The sequence below is a fragment of the Clostridium sp. HV4-5-A1G genome, assembly GCF_900184915.1.
Classification (GTDB): Bacteria; Bacillota; Clostridia; order Clostridiales; family Clostridiaceae; genus Clostridium_B; species Clostridium_B aromativorans.
Window position 1 is genome coordinate 1 of sequence record NZ_FXYI02000039.1, and the last position, 23881, is coordinate 23881.

At 34.7% G+C, this 23881-nt stretch carries 28 protein-coding genes, 1 tRNA gene and 1 pseudogene; 27 read left to right on the forward strand and 3 right to left on the reverse strand.

The annotated features are described in order from the left end of the window. Window positions 1–46 precede the first annotated feature (46 nt). The 22 genes from J5G60_RS06210 to J5G60_RS06315 all read left to right on the forward strand — a co-directional run bounded on the left by J5G60_RS06210 (window position 47) and on the right by J5G60_RS06315 (window position 20058). On the forward strand, window positions 47–1564 hold the full coding sequence (locus J5G60_RS06210) for a cobyric acid synthase (protein ID WP_150357698.1): 1518 nt from the start codon (window positions 47–49) through the stop codon (window positions 1562–1564). A gap of 81 nt (window positions 1565–1645) precedes the next feature. Next, window positions 1646–2599 (forward strand): adenosylcobinamide-phosphate synthase CbiB, encoded by a 954-nt coding sequence (cbiB, locus tag J5G60_RS06215; protein ID WP_150357702.1) that lies wholly within the window; start codon window positions 1646–1648, stop codon window positions 2597–2599. 30 nt (window positions 2600–2629) lie between these two features. Then, window positions 2630–3721 carry a pyridoxal phosphate-dependent aminotransferase gene (locus tag J5G60_RS06220; RefSeq protein ID WP_150357696.1) on the forward strand — a complete coding sequence of 364 codons (1092 nt, stop codon included), beginning with the start codon at window positions 2630–2632 and terminating at the stop codon, window positions 3719–3721. 20 nt (window positions 3722–3741) lie between these two features. After that, window positions 3742–4374 (forward strand): NAD(P)-dependent oxidoreductase, encoded by a 633-nt coding sequence (locus J5G60_RS06225; protein WP_150357694.1) that lies wholly within the window; start codon window positions 3742–3744, stop codon window positions 4372–4374. 33 nt (window positions 4375–4407) lie between these two features. Then, window positions 4408–5280, forward strand: coding sequence for a hydroxymethylbilane synthase (gene hemC, locus J5G60_RS06230; protein ID WP_150357692.1), 873 nt, complete (start codon window positions 4408–4410; stop codon window positions 5278–5280). Window positions 5281–5292: 12 nt separating this feature from the next. After that, window positions 5293–6786, forward strand: coding sequence for a uroporphyrinogen-III C-methyltransferase (gene cobA / locus J5G60_RS06235; RefSeq protein ID WP_150357690.1), 1494 nt, complete (start codon window positions 5293–5295; stop codon window positions 6784–6786). A 29-nt stretch (window positions 6787–6815) separates the two neighbouring features. Then, window positions 6816–7787 carry a porphobilinogen synthase gene (gene hemB, locus J5G60_RS06240; protein WP_150357688.1) on the forward strand — a complete coding sequence of 324 codons (972 nt, stop codon included), beginning with the start codon at window positions 6816–6818 and terminating at the stop codon, window positions 7785–7787. A gap of 48 nt (window positions 7788–7835) precedes the next feature. Beyond that, window positions 7836–9170 (forward strand): cobyrinate a,c-diamide synthase, encoded by a 1335-nt coding sequence (locus J5G60_RS06245; protein ID WP_150357686.1) that lies wholly within the window; start codon window positions 7836–7838, stop codon window positions 9168–9170. A gap of 14 nt (window positions 9171–9184) precedes the next feature. Further along, the gene (gene cobT / locus J5G60_RS06250) at window positions 9185–10291 is read left to right on the forward strand and encodes a nicotinate-nucleotide--dimethylbenzimidazole phosphoribosyltransferase (protein ID WP_150357684.1); all 1107 of its coding nucleotides are present in this window, start codon (window positions 9185–9187) and stop codon (window positions 10289–10291) included. 2 nt (window positions 10292–10293) lie between these two features. Continuing rightward, window positions 10294–10914: a precorrin-8X methylmutase gene (locus J5G60_RS06255; protein WP_150357682.1), complete on the forward strand. Its 621-nt coding sequence runs from the start codon at window positions 10294–10296 to the stop codon at window positions 10912–10914. 19 nt (window positions 10915–10933) lie between these two features. After that, window positions 10934–12013, forward strand: a complete 1080-nt coding sequence (cbiD, locus tag J5G60_RS06260) for a cobalt-precorrin-5B (C(1))-methyltransferase CbiD (RefSeq protein ID WP_150357680.1) — start codon at window positions 10934–10936, stop codon at window positions 12011–12013. A gap of 22 nt (window positions 12014–12035) precedes the next feature. Next, window positions 12036–12674, forward strand: coding sequence for a precorrin-6y C5,15-methyltransferase (decarboxylating) subunit CbiE (cbiE, locus tag J5G60_RS06265; RefSeq protein ID WP_150357678.1), 639 nt, complete (start codon window positions 12036–12038; stop codon window positions 12672–12674). After that, window positions 12655–13218, forward strand: a complete 564-nt coding sequence (gene cbiT / locus J5G60_RS06270; protein WP_150357676.1) for a precorrin-6Y C5,15-methyltransferase (decarboxylating) subunit CbiT — start codon at window positions 12655–12657, stop codon at window positions 13216–13218. The genes cbiE and cbiT overlap by 20 nt, the downstream gene beginning before the upstream one ends. Before the next feature lie 84 nt (window positions 13219–13302). Continuing rightward, window positions 13303–13968 (forward strand): cobalt-factor II C(20)-methyltransferase, encoded by a 666-nt coding sequence (locus J5G60_RS06275; protein ID WP_150357700.1) that lies wholly within the window; start codon window positions 13303–13305, stop codon window positions 13966–13968. 13 nt (window positions 13969–13981) lie between these two features. Further along, the gene (gene cobM, locus J5G60_RS06280; protein ID WP_150357674.1) at window positions 13982–14758 is read left to right on the forward strand and encodes a precorrin-4 C(11)-methyltransferase; all 777 of its coding nucleotides are present in this window, start codon (window positions 13982–13984) and stop codon (window positions 14756–14758) included. Then, window positions 14739–15734, forward strand: coding sequence for a cobalt-precorrin 5A hydrolase (gene cbiG / locus J5G60_RS06285; protein ID WP_150357672.1), 996 nt, complete (start codon window positions 14739–14741; stop codon window positions 15732–15734). The genes cobM and cbiG overlap by 20 nt, the downstream gene beginning before the upstream one ends. A gap of 2 nt (window positions 15735–15736) precedes the next feature. Then, entirely contained in the window at window positions 15737–16459 is a 723-nt protein-coding gene (cobJ, locus tag J5G60_RS06290; RefSeq protein ID WP_150357670.1) for a precorrin-3B C(17)-methyltransferase, read from the forward strand. Window positions 16460–16512: 53 nt separating this feature from the next. Beyond that, window positions 16513–17331 carry a sirohydrochlorin cobaltochelatase gene (locus J5G60_RS06295; RefSeq protein ID WP_150357668.1) on the forward strand — a complete coding sequence of 273 codons (819 nt, stop codon included), beginning with the start codon at window positions 16513–16515 and terminating at the stop codon, window positions 17329–17331. A gap of 26 nt (window positions 17332–17357) precedes the next feature. Next, a complete protein-coding gene (locus J5G60_RS06300; RefSeq protein WP_150357666.1) occupies window positions 17358–18125 on the forward strand; it encodes a cobalt-precorrin-6A reductase in 768 nt (255 codons plus the stop codon). A 48-nt stretch (window positions 18126–18173) separates the two neighbouring features. Continuing rightward, on the forward strand, window positions 18174–19010 hold the full coding sequence (locus J5G60_RS06305) for a GHMP family kinase ATP-binding protein (protein WP_150357664.1): 837 nt from the start codon (window positions 18174–18176) through the stop codon (window positions 19008–19010). Window positions 19011–19057: 47 nt separating this feature from the next. Next, window positions 19058–19573, forward strand: a complete 516-nt coding sequence (gene cobO / locus J5G60_RS06310; protein WP_150357662.1) for a cob(I)yrinic acid a,c-diamide adenosyltransferase — start codon at window positions 19058–19060, stop codon at window positions 19571–19573. 188 nt (window positions 19574–19761) lie between these two features. Then, the gene (locus J5G60_RS06315) at window positions 19762–20058 is read left to right on the forward strand and encodes a DUF2325 domain-containing protein (RefSeq protein WP_150357660.1); all 297 of its coding nucleotides are present in this window, start codon (window positions 19762–19764) and stop codon (window positions 20056–20058) included. A 52-nt stretch (window positions 20059–20110) separates the two neighbouring features. Here the strand turns inward: J5G60_RS06315 and J5G60_RS06320 are convergent, their stop codons facing one another. The 3 genes from J5G60_RS06320 to J5G60_RS06330 all read right to left on the reverse strand — a co-directional run bounded on the left by J5G60_RS06320 (window position 20111) and on the right by J5G60_RS06330 (window position 22138). Next, window positions 20111–20905, reverse strand: coding sequence for a metal ABC transporter permease (locus J5G60_RS06320; protein ID WP_150357658.1), 795 nt, complete (start codon window positions 20903–20905; stop codon window positions 20111–20113). A 23-nt stretch (window positions 20906–20928) separates the two neighbouring features. Then, complete coding sequence (locus J5G60_RS06325; protein ID WP_150357656.1) at window positions 20929–21585, reverse strand: metal ABC transporter ATP-binding protein; 657 nt, start codon at window positions 21583–21585, stop codon at window positions 20929–20931. 235 nt (window positions 21586–21820) lie between these two features. Further along, complete coding sequence (locus J5G60_RS06330; RefSeq protein WP_150357654.1) at window positions 21821–22138, reverse strand: MGMT family protein; 318 nt, start codon at window positions 22136–22138, stop codon at window positions 21821–21823. A 100-nt stretch (window positions 22139–22238) separates the two neighbouring features. Here J5G60_RS06330 and J5G60_RS06335 point away from each other — a divergent pair, with 100 nt between their 5' ends. The 5 genes and pseudogenes from J5G60_RS06335 to J5G60_RS06355 form a co-directional block, all read left to right on the forward strand. Further along, window positions 22239–22460, forward strand: a complete 222-nt coding sequence (locus tag J5G60_RS06335; RefSeq protein WP_150357652.1) for an aspartate/glutamate racemase family protein — start codon at window positions 22239–22241, stop codon at window positions 22458–22460. 102 nt (window positions 22461–22562) lie between these two features. Next, window positions 22563–22637, forward strand: a tRNA-Glu gene (locus J5G60_RS06340). Window positions 22638–22789: 152 nt separating this feature from the next. Continuing rightward, complete coding sequence (locus J5G60_RS06345; RefSeq protein WP_150357650.1) at window positions 22790–23377, forward strand: nitroreductase family protein; 588 nt, start codon at window positions 22790–22792, stop codon at window positions 23375–23377. Between the two features lie 220 nt (window positions 23378–23597). Then, window positions 23598–23714 (forward strand): annotated as a pseudogene (locus J5G60_RS06350) (transposase); the annotation flags it as partial. Between the two features lie 9 nt (window positions 23715–23723). Beyond that, window positions 23724–23881 (forward strand): helix-turn-helix domain-containing protein (locus J5G60_RS06355; protein ID WP_207876520.1); only part of this gene is annotated, 158 nt, incomplete at its 3' end.

The following is a 23881-nucleotide window of genomic DNA, read 5'->3' on the forward strand; positions in this document are numbered from 1 at the left end:
AAAATAAATTTTTATTTTATTTAACAGGTTTAGAGGAGTGGTTATGATGGCGAAAATTATGATCCAGGGAACGGGTTCTTCTGTGGGTAAAAGTATAATTGTCTCTGCTCTTTGTAGGATATTTAAACAGGATGGATATTCAGTATGTCCATTCAAATCTCAAAATATGTCGTTAAATTCCTATATAACTCTGGATGGCAAAGAGATGGGGCGTGCCCAGGTGCTTCAGGCTTATGCTGCAGGACTGCAGCCTGAGGCTTATATGAATCCAATATTGTTGAAACCAACTTCGGATAAAAAATGTCAGATAATAGTAAATGGCAGGGTATATGGTAACAGCACTGCCATGGAATATCACAACATGAAGCTGGAATTTAGGGACATGCTTAGAGATCATTTTAAAAAAATGGAAGAAAGTTTTGAAATAATAGTGATGGAGGGCGCAGGAAGTCCTGCAGAAATAAACTTAAGAGATAGAGATATCGTGAATATGGGCATGGCTGAGATAGTGGATGCACCGGTGATTTTAGCCGGTGATATAGACAAAGGAGGAGTATTTGCCTCTCTTGCAGGGACTATGCTGCTTTTTGATGAAGAGGAAAAGAAAAGAGTTAAAGGTACAATAATAAATAAATTTAGAGGGGATATAGATATACTAAAACCCGGTCTTAATATGTTGGAAGATATTATTAAAGTTCCCTGCATAGGAGTTATACCATATTTTAATCTGGCACTGGAAGATGAAGATGGAGCTGTGGAATTTAACAGGAAGGTTACAGCACCTATAGATATAGCTGTAATAAAATTGCCCCATATTTCTAATTTCACAGATTTGGATGCACTGAAAAGTGAAGAGGATGTTTCAGTGAGATTCATAACTTCTGTAGAAGAATTTGGGAACCCTGATTTACTTATAATTCCGGGCAGCAAAAATACTATAGAAGATTTGATAAAAATTAGAAAGTGTGGACTTGAAGCCTGTATTAAAAAATACAGTGAAAGCGGAATTGTAATAGGGGTTTGTGGAGGCTATCAAATACTTGGAAAGACCATAAGCGATCCATATAAAACAGAAACTGATATGGGAGAAGTAGAGGGAATGGATCTTCTGGATATAGAAACTGTATTTGAAAAAGAAAAAGTAACCACAAGGATAAAGGCCATAAGCAATATTGATTTCCCTTTTATAAAAGGAAATGGATCCTTAGAAAGAAGAAAATTGGATGTCTATGGATATGAAATTCATATGGGCATATGCAAATATGGTGAAAATGCAAAGCCGCTGTTTAGATTTACGGAGAAAAATGGAGAAAAAGTCAATATAGAAGATGGAGCTGTAAACACAAGACAAAATGTATTTGGAACTTATATACACGGCGTTTTTGATGCCATTGATTTCAGAGAATATATTTTAAATAAAATAAGACAAAATAAAGGCTTGAGTTATAAAAAGTCCAAAGTATATGAAGATCTTAGGGAAGGCGAGATAGAAAAACTTGCTGGTATAGTGAGAAAAAATCTTGACATAGATAAGATATATGCCATTATGAGTGTAAATAGATAATGGATACAAAGCTTGTACAGTTACTTACAGTAATATTAGAATGGGGGGATTGATTTGTCTATTTCCCTTATAAGTATAAATATGATAGATCTTTTTGCAGCAGTTATAGTGGATTGGATATTTGGGGATCCACATTGGTTTCCGCATCCCGTTATATATATAGGGAAACTTATATCCTATTTAGAAAAAAGAGGAAGAAAATTTTGCAGGAAAAATGGTACTTTAAAAGCTTTTGGGGGTTTGATAGTTTTAGTAGTGGGAGCTGTAAGCTTTTTGGTTCCATTTGCTGTGCTTATGCTTCTTGGAAAGCATATGGTTTTATATCATATAGTAAATGTATTTATTATGTGGACAACTATTTCCGCCAAATGTCTAGCTGTGGAAGCTAAAAAGGTATATTATTCATTGAAGGAAGAGAATATTGAGGATGCAAGATTAAAGCTTTCCTATATAGTGGGTAGGGATACATCTAACTTAAACAGTGAGGAGATAATAAGGGCAGATGTGGAAACGGTGGCAGAAAACACTTCCGATGGAGTTATAGCCCCGCTTATATATGCAGCCGTACTGGGAGCACCTTTTGCTATGCTCTATAAAGGTATAAATACTATGGATTCAATGCTTGGTTATATGAATGAAAAGTATAGGTATATAGGATTTTTTCCCGCTAAGATAGATGATCTATTCAACTTTATACCTGCAAGAATTACGGGATTGCTGATGTGCATATCATCTTTTATGATAAATGGCAGCCCAATGAAAGCTTTAAAGATTATGATAAGGGATAGAAAAAATCACAAGAGTCCAAATTGTGCTTATCCGGAAGCCGCAGCAGCAGGTGCCCTGGGAGTTCAGCTTGGCGGTACGAATGTTTATTTTGGTGAAATAGTGTATAAGCCTACTATAGGAGATAAGCTTACAACATTGAATTTTGAACACATAAAGCATTGTATAGATCTCATGTATTTTACAGAAATATTCATGGTGATTTTAATTGGAATAATACTGATTGTGCTGAATTTGAGCTATATTTAAAGATCAAGATTGGGATTAGGATGTGTTTATATGGAACATGGTGGAGATATATATACAGAAGGACTTTTGAAGGGAAAGGAGCTTTTGGATTTCAGCTCAAATATAAATCCTTTAGGCGTACCGGACAGTTTTAGAAAAAATATAGGTGAAGCACTGGAAAGTGTGGAAAAATATCCAGATGCTGAGTACAGAAAATTAAAGTGTAATATAAAGAGGTATTTGAAATTTTCAAAGAATTATTTTGGAAATTCTAGATATGATGGAGAAAATGTCATTGATGATAGAGATATAGTCTTGGGAAATGGGGCTGCTGAAATAATAGATCTGGCCATAAGCTGCTTTAAAAGTATATGTATAGTAGTGCCTTCTTTTATAGAGTATGAGAAAGACGCACTGAAATGGAAGTGCAGTATAAGCTATTCCAATTTGACAGAGAATATGGATTATGATTATCAGGATATTAAATCAAAGATTAAAGATGCGGAGGCTCTGATCTTGGGAAATCCCAATAATCCCAATGGTGTGATAATAGATAAGAGCAGATTTCATGAAATTGTAAATTTCTGCAGTGAAAACCACAGGACAATAATTATAGACGAAGCATTTGTGGAGTTTACAGGTAAAAGGAACTGTAGTTTTTTAGAGGAAATGGAACAGAACAGATGTATTTTTGTCGTGAGGGCGCTTACAAAATTTTTTGCACTACCTGGAATAAGAATGGGTTATGGGCTCTGTAGAGACAGGAAATTGATGGATAAAATAAGAGCTAAACAAAATCCCTGGAATATAAATTGTTTTGCAGAGACGGCAGGTAAATACGTATTGAGGGATAAATCTTATATGGACAGCTCTCTTGAATGGATTGAAAATGAAAGAAAATTTATGATGGACAATTTGAGTAAAATTCACATAATAGAAAAAGTATATGATACATTCAGTAATTTTATACTTTGCAGAATACAGGGTGTGAACTGTGAAGAACTTTATAAAAGATGTCTGGAGAAGGGTATACTCATAAGAAAATGCAGCAATTTTAAAGGTCTGGACTGCAGATTTATAAGACTGGCAATAAAGGATAGAGCTAAAAATCAAAAGCTGATAAACCTGCTGAAAAAGATTTAGCTGGAGGAGAAGATAGAGAAGTGAATAAAAACCTGTTGAAGAATAATTCAAATATGCTCATTGCTCTACTGCCGTCGGAAATAAAAGTTATAGTAATAGGCGGAGGAAGAGCAGCTTATATAAAGTCAAGGACTTTTGCGCTGAAAGGATGCAGGGTATACGTGCTTTCACCGGAGTTTATCCAGGAATTTTATCATATGAAAGATAATTTGAATGTCAATATAATTCCGGGTTTATATCAAAAAAAATATATAGAGGATAAACACATTGTGGTCATTGCCACCAGTGATAGAGAATTAAATGAGGTTATAGGAAGGCATTGCAGGGAGTTGTGTAAAATTTATTTAGATGCCTCAGAACCTGAAAATGGCAGCTGTATTATCCCATGTCAGAGGAATACTGAAAATATTTCCCTGGGAATTAATACTATGGGAGTAGGTGTGTCTCCTATGACTTCGAGGTTTATTGCAGATGAGGTAGTAAAATATTTGAAGGACTATGATGATTTTGTGAAGTTTACCTCTAAAGTGAGAAACAATATGGGAAATATGGAATATAGAGAAAAAGTCATGAGATTTGTGTGTACGGAGGATTTTTACTTTTTCTACAGAAAAGGGAAATCTTCTATGATAATGAAGATGTTTTTTGGGTAAATGATGATTCGTTTTTGTAGGGGGTGATATCATTTGGAGTTTAAGATTGCAACTCGAAAGAGCAAACTGGCTCAACTTCAGACTGAAATAGTCATGGGTATATTGAAAAGAAATTTTAATGCTGAATGTCAAAAAATACTTGTAGAAACTACTGGAGATAAAAGACTTGACATAGCTTTAAATAAAATAGGAGGAAAGGGGCTGTTTCTAAAAGAAATTGAGCTGGCACTTTTGAAGGGCAAGGCGGATGCAGCAGTTCACAGCATGAAGGATGTTCCCTTCGACATTCCCGGTGAGTTTGAAATAGCGGCTGTACTAGAAAGAAAAGATGTAAGAGATGCTTTTATTTCGGCAGGTAATGTACATTTTGAAGAACTGCCCGAAGGCTCAAAAATTGGTACAAGCAGTAATAGAAGGGCTGCCCAGATAAAACTTTTAAGACCTGATTTGGAGATAGTTGCTATAAGAGGCAATATACAGACCAGGATAAAAAAGATAAAAGAACAGGATTTGCAGGGAATAGTTGTAGCTGCAGCAGGTATTAAGAGATTAAAACTTGAAAAATTAGTAACAGATTATTTTCCAATAGAAGAATTGATACCTGCCATTGGGCAGGGAGCTCTGGGGGTGGAAATAAAAAAGAACAGCCAGCACAAAGATTTTTTTGTGAATTTAAATGATAGGAGTACGAGAATCTGCGTGGAAGCTGAAAGAAGTTTTATGAGGACATTGAAGGGAGACTGCCATTCTACAATAGGTGCCTATGCCAAAATAGAGGGTAATCTTATAAATATCATAGGAATATTTAAGATGGGAAGTAAATTGGTGAAAAAGGACATAACGGGTAATGAAGAAAATTATATGTTTTTAGGTGAAAAACTTGCTAAAAATATAATAAATTCTTGAGGGAGGTTGCATATGGGTAAAGTTTATCTTATAGGTGCAGGTCCTGGTGATGAGGAACTTATAACTTTAAAAGCCGTGAGGAAACTTAGAGAATGTACTGTAGTAATGTATGATAGATTGGCAGGTACCGGAGTTTTAAAATATTTGAATGATCACTGTAAAATATATTATTGTGGAAAAGAACCAGGTTGTCATTATAAAAGTCAGGATGAGATAAATGCAATGTTAATTAAACTGGCAAAAGAGGGTCATATTGTAGGAAGAATTAAAGGGGGAGATCCTTATATATTTGGAAGAGGAGGAGAAGAAGCTCTTGCTCTTTTGAAAGAAGGTATTGAATTTGAGGTTATTCCGGGAATTACATCACCTATTTCTGTGCTGAATTATGCAGGTATACCTGTAACCCATAGAAAAATAGCTCAAAGTTTTCATGTGTTTACAGGGAAAACTGCAGATAAATTGAAAATAGATTGGAATGCTGCAGCCAGAATAGGTGGTACTTTGATTTTCCTGATGGGCTTTAAAAATTTAAGTATAATATGCGGCAATTTGATGAGAAATGGAATGAGGGAAAATACACCTTGTGCAGTAGTAATGAATGGAACTACTGCAAAACAAAAAAAGATTGTAGGACAGCTTAATGATATATGCGAAAAGGCCAGCAAGGCTTCATTGTCCTCTCCCTGTATAATAGTAATAGGGGAAGTGGTCGGGTTTAGTGAACAGCTGAACTGGTATGAAAAAAAGCCACTTTTTGGGAGGAATGTCTGTATAGCCAGATCCAAAACACAGTCAAGGGTAATGCGACAAAAGTTACTGGACCTGGGAGCAGAAGTTACTGAAATACATTCTATTGAAATAAAGTATACTTCAGAAAATATTAAAAAATATATAAACAGGCTTTCGGACTATGATTATATTGTGTTTACCAGTGTAAATGGAGTAAATAGTTTCTTTGACAGGCTTTTAAGTGAAAACTACGATATTAGAAAGATAAAAGGAAAGTTTACGGCAATAGGTCCTGCTACAGAAAAAGCTATAAAGCAGAGGGGAATTATACCGGAAATGGTGGCAGAAAAATTTGTAGCTGAAAGCCTCCACGACAAAATGAAAAGTTTTATAAAAAAGGGAGACAAGATATTTATTCCGAGATCTAAAAATTCAAGGCCTTATCTGGCAGAAACCCTGCGGAAAGAAGGATGTATCGTGGATGAATGTTATACTTATGAGACTGTATTGGGCAAATTACCTCATGGAGAATGTTTTGATAATGTGGATATAGTGGTATTTACAAGCCCTACCACAGTCAAAAATATGATATGTCTTGTTGGAATTGAAGCTATAAGGCAGAAAAAAGTGGTAGCTATAGGTCCTATAACTGGAAAGGAATTAGAAAAACATGATATATATTATCATATGTCTCAGGAGTACACTACAAAAGGTGTTATAGATACTATTGTTTACACAATGCACAATTCACAGTGCACGATTCACAGTGATATCTAAATATAAAATAAGGAAAGGTAGTAATAGAGATGTTTACAAGACACAGAAGACTTAGAAAAAATCAAGTTATACGGGATATGGTAAGGGAAACAGCCCTTAACAGGCAGGACTTTATCTATCCGCTGTTTGTGGTGGAGGGAGAAAATATCAAAAGGGAAATATCTTCTTTGGAAAACAATTATCATTATTCTGTAGACATGCTTCATGATATTGTAGATGAGCTTAAAGATGCTGGGGTAAAGAGTGTAATTTTATTTGGAATTCCAGGATATAAAGATGAAGTTGGCACCTCGGCTTTTGAGGAAAATGGAATAGTTCAAAGAGCTATCAGGAAACTTAAGGAATTGAATCCAGAACTTTTTGTAATTACTGATGTGTGCATGTGTGAATACACCAGTCACGGTCACTGCGGGATATTAAATGGGCATGAAGTTGATAATGATAAAACTATAAAATATATTGCAAAAATAGCTTTGTCCCACGCTGCAGCTGGAGCTGATATGGTGGCTCCTTCTGATATGATGGATGGAAGAGTGGGAGCTATTAGAAATACTTTGGACGAAAATGGATTCAAGGATGTGGGCATAATGGCTTACAGTGCTAAATACTGTTCCGCATTTTATGGACCCTTTAGAGAAGCTGCCAATTCATCCCCTAAATTCGGAAATAGGAAGTCATATCAGATGGATCCCGGAAATATAAGAGAAGCTATGCTGGAAATAGAAGATGATATAAAAGAGGGAGCAGATATAATAATGGTAAAGCCGGCCATGGCCTATTTAGATGTAGTTAAGCTTGCAAGAGAAAGATTTGATGTGCCTATAGCAACTTATAATGTAAGTGGAGAATTTGCAATGGTCAAGGCAGCAGCTAAAGCGGGTCTTATAAATGAAAAATCTATAGTGAAGGAAATGCTCACCTGTATGAAAAGAGCTGGGGCAGGCATGATAATTACCTATTATGCCATGGACATATGCAGGTGGATAAAGGAAGAAAATTAGGGTATATAAGTTTAAAATGGAATTGAGCTGGGAAAGGTAGAGGTTATTTTGAAAAGTATTATTATATCTTCAGATAGCAGCGGTGGAGGGAAGACTACAGTGACTCTTGGAATTATGAAAGCTCTTATAAGAAGTGGATATAAGGTTCAGGGATATAAAGTGGGACCTGATTATATAGATCCTGCATTTCATAAAAGTGTAACTGGAACGGCTTCTAGAAATCTAGATATCTACCTTATGGGAGAAAATGGGGTAAAGGCGTCTTTTAGCAGGGGTAGGGGAGATTTAGGTATAATTGAAGGGGTTATGGGACTTTACGATGGCAAGGGAATAGACAGTAGATATTCTACAGCACATATAGCTAAAGTATTGGATTTACCTGTAATTTTAATTATAAGTCCTAAATCTCAAAGTACTACTCTGTGTGCTGAGATAAATGGGATAGTCAATTTTGAAAATGTAAATGTATGTGGAATCATTTTTAACAATGTAAATGAGAGTTATTACAGGCTTTTAAAAGCTGCTGTAGAGAAAAATTGCAATTTGAAGGTCTTCGGATATGTGCCAAAAGATGAAAGACTTTCTCTAGAGAGTAGGCATCTGGGATTGGTTCAAAGCAGGGAGATAGAAGATCTAAATGAAAAAATAGAGTTGTGCAGCGAACTTGTTCTGAAAAATGTAAATATGAACATGCTTCTGAAGTTTTTTAAGGAGAGCCCTGATTTCAAGGATGAATACCATCTTCAAAATAGGGGGATAAAGACAGCAGTAGCTTATGATAAAGCCTTTAGTTTTTATTACAAGGAAAACATAGAACTTCTTGAGGAATGTGGAGAAGTTATATTTTTCAGCCCTCTTAAGGATAAATATCTGCCTGAAGATATAGATTTTTTGTATATAGGAGGTGGCTACCCGGAGGTTTTTGTAGAAGAATTAAGTGCTAATAGATCCATGCTGGAAAGTGTAAATAAATATTTGAAATCAGGTCTTAATTGTTACGCTGAATGTGGAGGACTTATGTATTTGACGGAAAGTATTGAAGGAATGGAGAAAGGTCATATTTTTGATACAGTGGGATTTTTTAAAGGGAATACGTATATGACTTCAGAACTGCAGCATTTTGGATATGCCCAGATTGAAGTGACTGAAGAAAACAGTATTTTGCCCTTAAAATTAAAGATAAATTGTCATGAGTTTCATAAATCCTATATTGAATCAAATGAAAAAAAGATCTATACGCTTACTAAAGACATTTATAGCGGGCAGATAAAACAGTGGAACTGTGGGTATGTAAATAAAAATACTTTGGGAGCCTATGCCCATGTCCATTTCTTTGGAAATTTGAATATGATTGAGGAAATTTTGAGGGGAGTCAAAAAATAAGGAGGGTGATATTATTGGAATTATTGAAGAAAACCTTAAGCGCCATAGAGGGAAAGAATGAAGAGGCTGTGAAAAAAGCCTGGGTATCTATAGACGATCTTGCGAAGCCAATAGGAAGTCTTGGGGAATTGGAAAAAATAATAGCTAAAATGGCTGGAATAACGGGGAAAACCCACAATAGGATCCATAAGAAAAACATAGTTATAATGTGCTCAGATAATGGGATCTGGAATGAAAATTTGAGCAGCTGCCCTAAGGAACTTACAGTAACTATTACTAAAAATTTTGTAAGAGGTATAACAGGTGTGTGTGTACTTGGGGATTTTTTTAAATCTGACAGAACTGTAGTGGATATCGGTGTAGATTATGATTTTAAGGATCCTGGAATTATAAATAGAAAAGTGGCTTATGGAACTAAGGATATGACTGTGGAGCCGGCTATGACCAGAGAAGAGTGTGTAAAGGCCATTGAGGTTGGAATTGAAATAGTGGATGAACTTGTGAAAAAGGGCTATGATATGTTTGGTACGGGTGAGATGGGCGTGTGCAATACCGCTACAAGTTCTGCGGTTTTAAGTGTACTTAGAGATCTTCCTGTGGATATATCAGTTGGAAAGGGTTCAGGGGTTACAGACCGTCAGTTTGATGCTAAAAAGAAGGCAGTGCAGCGTGCTATTGACATAAATAAGCCAGATTCCGATGATCCAATTGATACAATGTCAAAGGTGGGAGGCTTTGATATAGCAGGTATATGCGGCTGTTTTTTAGGGGCTGCCAAAAACAGGGTCCCAATCGTAATTGACGGCTTTATATCTTCAGTAGCTGCCCTCTGTGCTTTCAGGTTGAACAATAAGGTAGTGGATTATTTATTTGCCTCTCATCTTTCGGCGGAACCTGCAGTCAAATATGTAATGGAGGAATTGGGGTTAACTCCTATGCTCAATTTGGGGATGAGGCTTGGAGAAGGTTCAGGATGCCCTATGGCTTTTGGAATAATAGAAGCGGCACTTTATGTTATGGATAATATGGGAAGTTTTTCAGAAGCCAATGTAGATGGTACGGTTCTTGTGGATATTAGAAAAGATGAGCAACCAACTTCTGCAGGAATGGAGAATGTATAGTCATGGATTATATAAAGTCACCTATGTATATAGAAAAGAGGAGCTTTGAAATAATAGAGCAGGAGATGGGAGAACATAGTTTTTCAGAAAAGGAGCTTTATGTAGTAAAAAGGGTAATACATACTACGGGAGACACCCAGTATAAAGACATAATATATATAAGACAAGGAGCTATAGACAGTGCACTCCAGCTTTTGAAGAAAGGGACAATTATATATACTGATACAAATATGGCAGCAGCAGGTATAAATAAAAAGGTGGTAAATAAGCTCCACTGTAGAGTTGAATGCTTTGTAAACAGGGATGAAATAGCAGAAATAGCCAGGACTAATAGAATAACTCGCTCAATGGCCGCGGTAGAAAAAGCAGTTGAAGAAGGGGTGGAATTTTTTGTATTTGGAAATGCTCCTACAGCACTATTTAAATTAAAGGAACTTGTACTTAAAGGGAAAGCCAGGCCTAAGTTTATAGTAGGAGCTCCTGTAGGCTTTGTGGGAGCAGAAGAATCCAAAAGGGAAATTGAAAAGCTGGATATACCTATGATAACTATAAGAGGGAGAAAAGGCGGAAGTAATATAGCAGCGGCAATAGTAAATTCTCTTATGTATATGATAACCAGATGATGTTTTGAGGTGATAAGTTGTGCTGGACATGTATGTAAATCACAATGGAAAGAAATTGAGATGCGGGTATACTACAGGTTCCTGTGCAGCAGCTGCGGCAAAGGCGGCAGTGACCATGCTGTGTTTTGGCAGGAAACTTGAGAAAATAAAAATAGACACTCCTATGGGAGTTGAACTCTTGATACCTGTTTATAAAACAGTTCAGGGAAAGGATTGCGTAAAGTGCTGTGTGCTGAAAGATGGAGGAGACGATATTGATGTAACCAACGGCATGGAAATATGGGCAAAAGTTAAGAGAATTCCTCATGGATATGTTTTAAAAGCCGGGAAGGGAATTGGTGTGGTTCAAGGAGACGGACTTTATGTAAAAAAAGGGGAACATGCCATAAATCCAGTACCGAGAAAGATGATTGAAAAAGAGGTAAAAGAGGTACTCCCGAAAGATTGTGGCGTGGAAGTTACAATTTTTGTTCCAAAAGGTGCGGAAATAGCTAAAAAAACCTTTAATCCAAGGCTTAATATAGTTGGAGGAATTTCGATACTTGGAACTACTGGGATTGTAGTGCCAATGTCCCGGGAGGCCTTAATGCAGTCTGTGAAGCTGGAGATAGGCCAGAAGGCTGCCCAGGGGTGTGAGGATTTGATTCTTCTTTTTGGAAGTATGGGTGAAGATATGGCATTGAAGCTTAATCTGGATAAGGACAAAATGATTATAATGTCTAATTATGTGGGGTTTGCATTGAATTGCTGTATGGACAAAAAAATAAAGAAGGTACTTGTGATAGGCCATATAGGAAAGCTCAGTAAAGTTGCTTCGGGATGTTTCAACACCCACAGCAGGGTATCGGACATGAGACTTGAAACACTGGCTCTTGAACTTGCCCTTATGGGTGAACCTACAGAGCTTGTAAGAGAGGTTTATAAGCAGAAAACTACAGAGGGAGCTGTAGAATTTCTGGGGAAAGGATATGAAGGGCTGTACGAGAATATAGGATTGAAGATAAAAGATAGAATAGAACAGTATACTTATGGTTCAATTAGTGTAGATGTTATAATGTATTCCATGAAGGCAGGAGTGCTTTATAGTAGTGTAAAATAATTCAACAGTGGGTGGAATAAAAATGAATGGAAAAGTTTTTATAGTTGGAATAGGACCTGGAAATAAAGAATATGTACTTCCAAAGGCTGTGTCTATAATGGAACAATCTGATGTTATACTTGGGTTTCAAAGGGCTGTGGAGAGTTTGAAGTTTATAGACAAGCATAAGATAGTGGTTAAAAAATTAGAGGATATAACAGATATTATAAAACATAGTGAATATGAAAAGATATCAGTAGCGGCATCTGGAGATCCTCTTTACTATGGAATAACCGAATATTTAAAGAAAAATTACCGGGGAAATATAGAAATTGTTCCAGGTATCAGCTCTTTTCAGTATATGATGGCTAAAATAAAGTTAAGCTGGCAGGGAGCTTTTTTAGGAAGCCTTCACGGCAGACGGGAAGATTTTTGTAATATAGTAAAAGAAAATCATATATCCGTATGGTTTACGGATAGCATACATTCACCGGATTATATGTGTAGGGTGCTGGAAAGAGAATCTATAGAAGCCAAAGTGTATGTGGGGGAAAATCTTTCCTACGAGGATGAAAAAATTACTGTGGGAAATGTAGAAGAGATAAGAAGTAAAAAATTTGCCGGACTTTCTGTAGTTGTAATAGAAAAAAGGGAGAGTTCTTATGATACACATAAAGGATAATGAATTTATAAGAGGAAACTGTCCAATGACAAAAGAGGAAATCAGAATATTAAGTATTTCCAAATTGGGCATAAAAGAAGATTCAAGAGTACTGGACATAGGAGCTGGTACTGGCTCTGTAAGTATACAGCTGGCTAAAATATGCAGTAAGGGTGAAATTTTTGCTGTTGAAAAAAATGAAGAAGCCATTCACCTTATCGAGCAAAATAGAAAAAAATTCGACGTACATAATTTAACTATTATAAAAGGGGAAGCTCTTGAGGTGGAGGAAGATATAAGTCCTGGATTTGATGCAGTATTTATAGGAGGCAGCGGTGGAAATATAGAGGACATAATAAAGAAGTACAGTTTAAAATTAAAAACACAGGCAAATATGGTACTGAATTTCATAACTTTAGATAATTTGTATAGAGCTTTAAACACTCTTAAGGATATGAAGTATCAGGTGGAATGTATACAGGTATATATAAACAAAACCAGGGGTAAAAGCTATATGATGACTTCCAACAACAGTATATTTATAGTTACTGCAATTAAGCCATAAACTTTTTATTTAAATACCAAATTTCAAAGCTCAAATTTTGTATGTAAAGGAGTAGAGAGTTAAATGAAAAATACAGATACACCTATGGGCACTCTATACGGAATAGGAGTTGGGCCGGGGGACGAAGAGTTACTTACTCTAAAGGCTGTGAGAACCATAAAAAAATGTGATGTAATAGTAGCTCCCTGTGCCAGAGAGGGAGAAAGCAGCATAGCATTTGATACAGCCAGAAATTTTGTAGATAAACATAAAGAAGTTATAATAAAGCATTTTCCCATGGGCGGAAAAGATCAGAATAAAAAGGTATTCGAGGCTTTTGAGAGTATAGAGTCAAAATTAAAAGAAGGAAAAAATGTAGCATTTCTTACCATAGGGGATCCTTTTGTGTACAGTACTTATATATATCTTTTAACCCATATAAAAAATAAAGGATATAATACAGAAACTGTACCGGGAATAACATCTTTTTGTGCAGCTGCCAGCTTAGCAGGTGAAAATATTGTCATAGGCGACGAGAGAGTGCTTATTTTGCCCGCGAATCAGGTGGATAAAATAGGAGAGGAAAAATTTGTAGTTATAATGAAAGTATATAAGAATGAGGAAAAAGTTTTGGATAGACTAGAGCAAAAAGGTTTCAAATATGTTTTTGTAAAAAGGGCCTGCAGGAAGGGACAGCTGATATTGAGAAATAGGGAAGATATACTGAAAAACAGAGATTATATGTCACTTATAATAGCACAGAGAAAATAATGGAGGGATAGATATGACCAATAAAGTTTACTTTATAGGAGCAGGTCCTGGAGATGTGGATCTGATAACGGTGAAGGGAAGAAATATACTGTCTGGTGCAGATGTGGTGATATATGCAGGATCTCTTGTAAGCAGGGAACATATGAAGTATTGCAAAGATAATGTGGAAATTTATAATTCTGCTTCCATGACATTGAAAGAGGTTATTGAAACCATAGATAAATATTACAGGAAGGGAAAAAAGATAGTGCGATTACATACCGGAGATCCTACCATCTATGGGGCTATAAAAGAACAAATGGATGAACTAAATAAGCTTGACATACCATATGAAGTAATACCGGGAGTAAGCTCTTTTACAGCAGCGGCTGCTGCAATAAAAAGTGAATTTACTCTGCCAAATGTCAGTCAGAGTGTAATACTTACGAGAATAGGAGGCAGGACGCCGGTACCTGAGAACGAAAATTTAGAAAAACTTGCATCTATAGGATGCTCTATGGCGTTGTTCTTATCTGTAAGTATGATAGACAAAGTAGTGGAAAAATTGAAAAAGGGTTATGGAAGAAATGTACCTGTAGCAGTTATTCAAAAAGCTACCTGGCAGGATGAAAAATGTGTAATAGGGACATTGGATGATATTGCAGAAAAGGTAAAAAATGAAGATATAACGAAAACTGCACAGATATTGGTGGGAGATTTTATTAGCTGCAGATATGACAACAGTTTATTGTATAATGAAAACTTTACACATATGTATAGAAAGGCAAAAAATGAAGATAGCGGTAATTAGTGTTACAGATGCTGGAGACAAAATAGCTGCAAAACTTGCAGAAGTTTTTTCCCTAGATCTTTATTCAAAAAACAACTGCAGTTTTAATTTGAAAAGTATAACTGAAATGGTTATGTCAAAATACAGGAAAATTGTATTCATAAGTTCTACAGGTATAGCGGTAAGAGCAATAGCTCCTTTTATAGAATCAAAGGATAGGGATCCGGCGGTAGTTGTAATAGACAGTTCAGGCAAATTTGCAATAAGCCTTTTAAGCGGTCATCTAGGCGGGGCAAATGAACTGACGATAAAGTTGGCGGATGTTTTAAAGGCAGTGCCGGTGATAACTACTGCTACAGATAATATGGGGATCAAGGCACCGGATGTTTTGGCCAGAGATAATGATCTTGTTATAGACAGTTTAAAGGATGCAAAATATTTAGCGGCGCTTTTAGTAAAAGGCGAAAAAGTTGGATTTGTAGATGAAGATAATTTAATAGACGTTCCCTATGGATACAGTTTGCAATTGGGAAATGTTCAGGGAATATTATGCATAACTCATAAGAAAAATTTGAATATGGAGAGTGTTAGAACTTTAAAACTTGTGAGAAAAAATATTGTGCTTGGAATTGGCTGCAGAAAAGGTTTTAAGCCTTCAGATATGATAGATAAAGTTGTAGAACTACTTGAAGATAATAATATAGATGAAAGAGCCATAAAATATATAGCTACTGCAGAAATTAAGGCCCAAGAAAAGGCTGTAATTGAGTTAGCACAGTATTTTAAGTGTAAGGTAAGGATATTTTCTTTAGAAGAGATAAAAAGCGTACAAAACAATTATAAAGGCAGTGATTTCGTTGAAGAATCTGTGGGGGTAAGGGCTGTGTGTGAGCCTTGTGTAGAACTTACTGGATCAGATCTGGTTACCGGAAAAATAAAGTCAGGTGGAATGACACTTTGTATTGGAAAACTTAAATATGATAAAAGGATGTGTTAGGTTTGGGCAAGCTTTATGTAGTGGGAATTGGGCCTGGGAGCATTGAAAATATGACTATAAGAGCCATGGGGGCAATAAAAAATAGCCAAATAATCATAGGATATACCAAATATATAGACATAATTAAGAGCTTAATTGAAAATAAAAAGGTTTTTTCTACAGGTATGAGAGGTGAATTGGATAGGTGCAGACAGGCTCTTCAACTTTCCAGAAATAATGTGGTTTCCATAGTGAGTACGGGTGATTCGGGAATATACGGAATGGCAGGTCTTATTCTGGAATTAAAAAAAGATGAACAGGTGGAAGTTATTCCTGGAATAACTGCTTCTTCTGCTGCAGGATCTGTAGTGGGAGCACCTCTCATGCATGATAATTGCAATATAAGCTTAAGTGATCTCATGACGCCTTATGAGCTCATAAAAAAAAGAGTGGAACTTGCAGCTTCTGGTGATTTTGTAATATCTTTTTACAATCCCAAAAGCCATGGAAGACCTTATTATTTAAAAGAGTGTATGGGTATTGTGAAAAAATATAGGGATGGCTCAACACCGGTGGCTGTAGTTAAAAATGCATTACGGGAAGGACAAGAATTTCAGATTTTTACCATGGATTCTTTTGAAGAAGACAAAGTAGATATGATGTCCATAGTAATAGTGGGTAACAGTAACAGCTATTTAAAGGAAGGTAGGTTTATAACTCCCAGAGGATATAAATTGATGGATTAAAGTGATTAATTGTGAACTATGAATTGTGCATTGTATAAGGGAGGTGGTGTGAATTGAGTAATTTAAAAAAAGGTATTCTGGTGGTCAGTTTTGGAACCAGCGTATTGGAAACATTTAAAAGCTGTATTGAAAATACGGAGAAGGAGATTAAAAAGAAATTTAGAGAATATGAAGTGAGAAGAGCTTTCACTTCGGGAGTAATAATCAAAAAATTAAAGAGGGAAATGAAAATTGAAATAGATAGTGTCCCGGAGGCATTGATTAAGATGAGAAATGATGGGTTTTCGAAGGTATATGTACAGCCTCTTCACATAATGCCGGGAGATGAGTATAACAAGATAGTGGTTGATGTAAGAAAATATTCAACTTTTTTTGATAAATTAGTGGTAGGAAGGCCTATACTATATAGAAAAGATGATTATATAACAGCAGCTGAAGCTTTAAAAAGTCAAATCCCCACCCTGGGTAGAAATGATGCAGTGGTGTTAATGGGACATGGCTCTACTCATCCATGTAATGCTTCTTATGCCATGCTTCAATATATATTGGATGATTTAGGATTGAAAAATGTTTTTATAGGTACGGTAGAAGGATATCCAACAATTGAAAACGTAATACTAAAATTGAAGAAGAATAGAATAAAAAAAGTCACTCTCATGCCATTTATGCTGGTAGCAGGGGATCATGTACTAAACGACATGGCAGGAAAAGGTAGTGGTTCGTGGAAGAGAATACTTAAAAATGAAGGTTTTGAAGTTGATGTGTATATTCACGGACTCGGGGAGAATAAAGATTTTCAAAAAATATATGTACAGCATGTAGAGGATTGTATAGGAGGCAATCCGCTTATGGGTAAAAAAGTTGGGATTTAAGTTATTTATTAAGGAGAGTCTTAATTATGATAGGATTGATTCTTGGAACTTGTGAGGGGAAAAAAATACTTTCGATGTTAAATGAATTTACGAGGGACATATTTGTATCTACAGCAACGGAATATGGAGCTTCTCTTCTGAAGGGTTATAAATACAGCTATATGAATGACAAACCTCTTAATCTTGAAAGACTTTTAGATGAGTTACAAAAGAAAAATGTAAAAATGTTGGTGGATGCATCCCATCCCTATGCAGTGGAAGTTACCGGAAATGCCATTGAAGCCTGTAGTAAGCTGAATATAGAATATGTAAGGTATGAAAGATCCTCTTGTATAGAAGAATTTAAAGATGAATTTAAAGTTGTAAAAGTAGAGGATTACGATGAATTGAAATTAAAACTCAAGGATATAAATGGTACTATATTGAATACTACAGGTAGTAGAAATTTAGATAAAATACTTGCATTGAATCTGAAAAATAGGATAATTTACAGGGTACTGCCTACTGTAAAAGTTTTAAGTGAATTTCATGACAGAAATATAGCATTGGACGATATAATAGCGTTGAAAGGACCTGTTAGTTATGAGTTGAATTGTGCTTTTATAAGGGAATATAAAGCTCAGGCCATGCTGCTTAAAGATAGCGGCATGGAGGGCGGCACATTTGATAAGATAAGAGCTTGTTTGGATTGTGGAATATATGCTTTTATAATAGAAAGAAAAAAGATGGACTATAATCGTGTTTTTCACAATGTGAATGATCTGGTAGAATATATAAAAGGGGCTATTAAATGATTTTTAGGTTAAGGTATAGTTAAAAGTTATTGGTAAAGGATGTATCTTATGGAAGCTGCAGCGGTTTATCCTGGAAGTTTTGGTGAAATACTTCAAGGGAAAATGGATGGTAAAGATATTTTATTATCTTGTCCTGTAAATATTTATACTGAAGTTAAACTTATAGAATGTGATGATCCTGTAAGGAGAATGAATTTGAAAAAGTCATCTGATTTTTTATTAAACATATTGAAATGTTGGGGATACGAAAGATATTATAAGAATATAGATATAGAAATAAATTCCCGGATTCCCCGTGGAAAGGGGCTTGCCAGTAGTACAGCAGACTTATGTGCAGTTTACTACTCTCTCATAAGCATGTTCAATAGAGAATTCAGTGAATCAGAACTTATAGAAAATTGTGTAAATATAGAGCCTACAGATAGTATAATATTTAAGAAAATGACTTTGTTTGAATATAAAAATGGAAAGTATAAATGTACATTAGGAGACTATATGTCTTATGATATACTTGCTTTTGAAGGAGAGAAAATTGTTGATACCGTGGAATTCAACCGTAGGAATTTACCGGAATTAAGTGACGTTGATGATTTAGTGCCTCTGCTTAAAGGGGCAATAATGGAGAAAAACCTAAGTAAATTGGCCTATGTGTCCACTGAGAGTATAATAAGAAATCAAAGAAGACTCTATTATGATTTCTTAGAGAGAGTAATCGATATAAAGGACAGGACTTCGGGACTTGGAATAGTGGGAGCCCATAGTGGAAATGTATTGGGTATAATATATGAAGATAGAGAAAAAATTGATTTTGGAGAAAAGCTGTTGAAAAAGCTAAAACTGAAGAATATTAAAGTATACAGGGTGAAGACGTTAAAAAAGTTTTAAATTAGCGAATTATTATGATTATGATAAAAAGGGAGTCGATGTTAATAATGGATAAAGGGTATATTCAAGTTTATACTGGAAATGGCAAAGGTAAAACTACAGCAGCACTAGGTCTGTCTCTTAGAGCCATATGTGCCGGCAAGAAGGTCTTTTTTGGACAGTTTGTGAAAGGTATGGATTACAGTGAACTAAAAGCAGGAGAATATTTGCCTAATTTTACATTAGAACAATTTGGAAGAGATGTCTTTATATTTGATAAACCCAGTGAGAAGGATATAAAAGTGGCTAGGGAAGGTCTGGAGAAAGTCAAGAAAATACTTAGTTCTGGGGATTATGATGTGGTCGTATTGGATGAGATAAATGTAGCTGTATTTTATAAGCTCTTTACTGTAGATGAGGTATTGCAACTTTTGGATATGAAACCTGAAAAAACAGAGGTTATACTAACTGGAAGGTATGCAGATCCTCAAATAGTTGAAAGAGCGGATTTAGTTACCGAGATGAAAGAAATAAAACATTATTATGTTAAAGGTGTAAAAGCTAGGAAAGGAATAGAAAATTAGTTTGTTTTGATAAAAGAAGTTTTGCCTGATGAATTTTATAAAATTTATCAGGTTTTAATTTTGCTGTTTACAAAAAGAAGAAGTTAAGTTAAAATTAAAAATGAGAATCAATATCAATTGCGATATATAAATTTTAGTCTCTATACCATGATTCGGATAAATTTAATTGAAAAAAGGAGGATTTTATTATGAGTATTTTGGTTATTGGAGGAGACAGGCTAGGGAACATAAAGGATAAACTAAGGGAAAATGGATTTAATAAAATAGGTCATGTCAGTGGAAGAAAAAAAGGTGACAGAAAAATAAAAATACCTGAAAATACGGATTTAGTATTGGTATTAACGGATTATATAGGGCATAACATATCTGAAATAATAAAAAACAAATCCAAGAGAAGCGATGTAACAATTATGTTCTGCAAACGATCTTGGTCCAGTATGTACAAAAACATAGGAGATTATATAAAACAGGTAAAAAAGTCCTAGAAATGTATTTAAATGGTCAATTACCTTATAGATTAATAAACTTATAAAAAAGTTATCTGTTAAAAAGTTTTTTGTAAGTTAATATTATTAAAAGCAGCAGTACTGAAATAAGTGCTATGGTACCTCCAGGAGCACTGTTTATATAATAGGATAGAAATAATCCCAGCATTATGTCTATAAATCCAAATATGATGGAAAATATAAACGTAAGTTTAAAACCTTTGTGAAGCTGGAGAGATGCGGCTACGGGCATGGCAATCATAGATGAAATTACGAGAATACCCAGTATTCTAATAGATACTGAAATAGTAGCGCCTACCAAAAGAGCAAAGAGGTAGTTTATGAGTTTTACCTTTATTCCACAGACTTTTGCACCATTTTCGTCAAAGGTTATATAGAGAAGTTGGTTGTATAGAAAAAATAAAGTCAAAACTGAAATTATACTTAAGGAGAATACTGTAAATAGGTCATTTTTAGATACTGTAAGTATACTTCCAAATAAATAGGAGTTGACGTTTGCATTTGCTTTTCCCGTACTTATAAGTACAATTGCAATGCCAACAGAAAGGGTAAGTACTATTACCAATATCAATTCAGCATATTTTTTATAATAACTTCTTAAAAATTCTATTGTCAATCCTGCAATGGAGGTAAATATAAAAGAAGTTAGTATGGGATTGTATCCCAATACTAGTCCTATTGCCACACCGGCAAGAGAGGAATGTGACAGGGTGTCTCCCATCATGGAATATCTTTTCAAAACTAGAAATGTGCCTACCGCAGGGCATAATATGGATATGAATATACCCGCAATGATTGCATTTTGCATAAAACTGTACTGTAACATAATTTCCCTCCAGTGAAAGTATTTTAATTTTTAAGAGCTGTTAATCTTTTATATTCCTCAATATTATATAGGGATATATTTCCGCTATCTATAGTGCATATTTGACTGGAATTTTCAAGAGCAGCCTTTAAATTATGTTCTACAGATAGTATTGTTATGGATGAATTTCTGTTTAAATTGCTTATTAACTTATATATATCCTTCTGACTTGGAATATCAATTCCTGTAGATGGCTCATCAAATATCAGTAGGTCTGGATGACCTATGAGCGCTCTAGCTATAAATATTTTCTGGCGCTGTCCTCCAGATAAATTTCCTATAAGACTATTCTTGAATTTGCTCATCCCCATAATATTCAAGCATCTGTCCACGGATGCTTTATCTTTTATCTTTAAAATTTTCATATGGCATTTAATTAACTCAGAAACTGTAATGGGAAATTGAGAATTAAAAGTTTCCATCATTTGAGGAACATAGCCGATTTTTTTTGTTGACACATGTATGGTGCCTTTTAAAGGATGTAACAATCCTAAAATCAATTTTATTAGAGTGGTTTTAGCGCTGCCATTTTCCCCTATAATTGAAACATAAGCTCCCTTTTCAATGTTTAAATTTATTTTATATAGTAAATAAGGTGGACTGCCAGTGTAGGAAAAAGTTAAATCTTTTATATGGATCATATTAAAATTCCTCCATTTGTTTATTGTTAGGTGCAACAGCGGTATGTATAGTCAAAATTATGAAGATATATATATTTGTATAGAATGCATTACCATATTATTATATAACTACTTGCAAATAATTTGCAAGTAGTTATATAATAATATGGTTTCTCTCATCTGTTAATTTATGTTGAGTTTTGTTTTTGTTTAAAGGGAATTTTGCTATGAAGGGTCTACTGGGTAAAGTACTTTTTTAACTTTTTCCGTCCCATAGGCATTTTTCCATATCTATATGTCCATCACTTTTAAAAGTAATTCCTTCCGATTTTAAAAGGTATCTTTGAATATCAGAGCTTCCAAATACATAGTCTGGTGAAAGACTTCCAGATCTATTGACAACTCTGTGGCAGGGGAGATGGAGATTATTGGGAGCATTTTTCATGGCCCAACCTACTATCCTAGCATTTCTGGGTTCTCCCAGTATGGCAGCTATTTGACCGTAAGTAGCAACTTTTCCCGGTGGTATTTTAGAAACTAAGTTATAAACTCTGGAAAAAAATTTTTTTGACAAAGACAACATCCCCCTGTATTTATAATTTAACATGTTTATTATAATGTAGATAATCTGAAATTACAATTTACCACTTAATCAATGATATGGTATTATTTTAATGTACACTTTAATATGCACTAATACAATACATAAAATGGCAGATGATATAGAAAATAAAGTAGGAATAAGAGTTTTGCATATAGCTGAAGTAACCGGTAAAAAGGTAATTGAAAAAGGATTGAAAAAAGTTGGACTGCTTGGAACTAAATTTACTATGGAAGAGAATTTCTATAAAAAGATGTTAAAGGAAAAATTTAATATTTTTGCTTTGAGTAAGTGATGGGGATTTCATATTTTTTGTCAGCAAAATATACTAAAAAATATTGACTAAATGAATAAAAAAATATATAATAATACCTGTTGATTGCAAAAATTAGTATGAGGTCCCTTGGTCAAGCGGTTAAGACGTCACCCTCTCACGGTGAAATCAGGAGTTCGATTCTCCTAGGGACTACCAAATCAGTGGTAGCAGTGTTTTGAAGGGATTCAGGACATTGTTATTTTTATGTTTAACACATTATAAACAAATCCACCTGTGAATTAATTGAAAGTATCGAGAAGTAGGATAAATTTATATTAAATTAATTTTGAGTATTGGAGGTTAATTTTATGGAAAGTCAAGTATTAGAGACTATTCGCAAGCGAAGAAGTATACGTAAATATGGGAAAGATCAAATTCCAGATGAAAAGCTTTCTCTAATTATTGAGGCTGGGCGTTTTGCCCCAAGCGGTGGAAATAATCAAACAAACCATTTTATAGTAATACAAAATAAAGAAACTTTACAGAAATTAAAATTAATGGTAGAAAAAGAATTCGCCAACATGGAGATTGAAGAAGGTATCTATAAAAGTATAAAGAATTCAATTTTGGCATCAAAAAAAGGTGGCTATGATTTCATATACAATGCTCCTACATTAATTGTGGCTGCAAATCAAAGGGAATATGGAAATGCTATGGCAGACTGCTCAGTTGCATTGGAAAATATGATGTTAGCAGCAGTGTCTTTGGATATAGGTTCTTGTTGGATAAATCAGCTTCACTGGTTAGATGATAATAAATGTATTCATGGATATTTAGTGGAACTGGGTTTAAAGGAAAATGAAACGATTTGTGGAGGACTTGCGCTTGGATATTCCCAAACGCCAGAAATGGCATGTCTCAGGAGAACAGGAAATGTTGTTACTTATGTTAAATAATTATAGCCTTAATTTTCTCAATCTATTAGAAATGATTGATTAAGGTTAAAATGAAAAAGTCTAAGAGTAGATAGGAAAAATGTCTCCTGATATAATAATATGTAAAGAGCAGATTAATTTTAACAAAAAGGGCGTAATTCTCCTATCTTCTATAAGTGGGAGATGAATAGTCCTTGTTATTTTAGGTTCGATGCCTAAAATAATAACTACTTGACGAACAATAAAAAAACAATTATGGAAAGAGTACTTCTGGAGTAAAAGTTATTGCCTTATAACAACTGGTGGTGTTCCAATTGATATAGTTAAGGAGTACATTGAAAATCAAGGAATGAAATGAGGTGAAAATGTGTTAAAAGCTTATAAATACAGGATTTACCCGAACAAAGAACAAAAATTGTATTTTGCTGGAACTTTTGGCTGTGTCAGGTTTATATATAACAAAATGCTGGCTGATAGAATTAAATCATACAAGGAAAACAAAGATTTGGATATTAAAAAGATTAA

What these genes read in the sequence shown, in the direction of transcription:
- J5G60_RS06275 (WP_150357700.1), top strand. Translation starts at nt 13,303, where the DNA reads ATGGGCACTCTATACGGAATAGGAGTTGGGCCGGGGGACGAAGAGTTA.
- cbiE (WP_150357678.1), top strand. Translation starts at nt 12,036, where the DNA reads ATGAATGGAAAAGTTTTTATAGTTGGAATAGGACCTGGAAATAAAGAA.
- cbiG (WP_150357672.1), top strand. Translation starts at nt 14,739, where the DNA reads ATGAAGATAGCGGTAATTAGTGTTACAGATGCTGGAGACAAAATAGCT.
- J5G60_RS06305 (WP_150357664.1), top strand. Translation starts at nt 18,174, where the DNA reads ATGGAAGCTGCAGCGGTTTATCCTGGAAGTTTTGGTGAAATACTTCAA.
- J5G60_RS06345 (WP_150357650.1), top strand. Translation starts at nt 22,790, where the DNA reads ATGGAAAGTCAAGTATTAGAGACTATTCGCAAGCGAAGAAGTATACGT.
- cobO (WP_150357662.1), top strand. Translation starts at nt 19,058, where the DNA reads ATGGATAAAGGGTATATTCAAGTTTATACTGGAAATGGCAAAGGTAAA.
- J5G60_RS06315 (WP_150357660.1), top strand. Translation starts at nt 19,762, where the DNA reads ATGAGTATTTTGGTTATTGGAGGAGACAGGCTAGGGAACATAAAGGAT.
- cbiB (WP_150357702.1), top strand. Translation starts at nt 1,646, where the DNA reads ATGATAGATCTTTTTGCAGCAGTTATAGTGGATTGGATATTTGGGGAT.
- J5G60_RS06255 (WP_150357682.1), top strand. Translation starts at nt 10,294, where the DNA reads ATGGATTATATAAAGTCACCTATGTATATAGAAAAGAGGAGCTTTGAA.
- cobA (WP_150357690.1), top strand. Translation starts at nt 5,293, where the DNA reads ATGGGTAAAGTTTATCTTATAGGTGCAGGTCCTGGTGATGAGGAACTT.
- J5G60_RS06300 (WP_150357666.1), top strand. Translation starts at nt 17,358, where the DNA reads ATGATAGGATTGATTCTTGGAACTTGTGAGGGGAAAAAAATACTTTCG.
- J5G60_RS06335 (WP_150357652.1), top strand. Translation starts at nt 22,239, where the DNA reads ATGTACACTTTAATATGCACTAATACAATACATAAAATGGCAGATGAT.
- J5G60_RS06320 (WP_150357658.1), bottom strand. Translation starts at nt 20,905, where the DNA reads ATGTTACAGTACAGTTTTATGCAAAATGCAATCATTGCGGGTATATTC.
- J5G60_RS06210 (WP_150357698.1), top strand. Translation starts at nt 47, where the DNA reads ATGGCGAAAATTATGATCCAGGGAACGGGTTCTTCTGTGGGTAAAAGT.
- hemB (WP_150357688.1), top strand. Translation starts at nt 6,816, where the DNA reads ATGTTTACAAGACACAGAAGACTTAGAAAAAATCAAGTTATACGGGAT.
- cbiT (WP_150357676.1), top strand. Translation starts at nt 12,655, where the DNA reads ATGATACACATAAAGGATAATGAATTTATAAGAGGAAACTGTCCAATG.
- J5G60_RS06220 (WP_150357696.1), top strand. Translation starts at nt 2,630, where the DNA reads ATGGAACATGGTGGAGATATATATACAGAAGGACTTTTGAAGGGAAAG.
- cobM (WP_150357674.1), top strand. Translation starts at nt 13,982, where the DNA reads ATGACCAATAAAGTTTACTTTATAGGAGCAGGTCCTGGAGATGTGGAT.
- J5G60_RS06325 (WP_150357656.1), bottom strand. Translation starts at nt 21,585, where the DNA reads ATGATCCATATAAAAGATTTAACTTTTTCCTACACTGGCAGTCCACCT.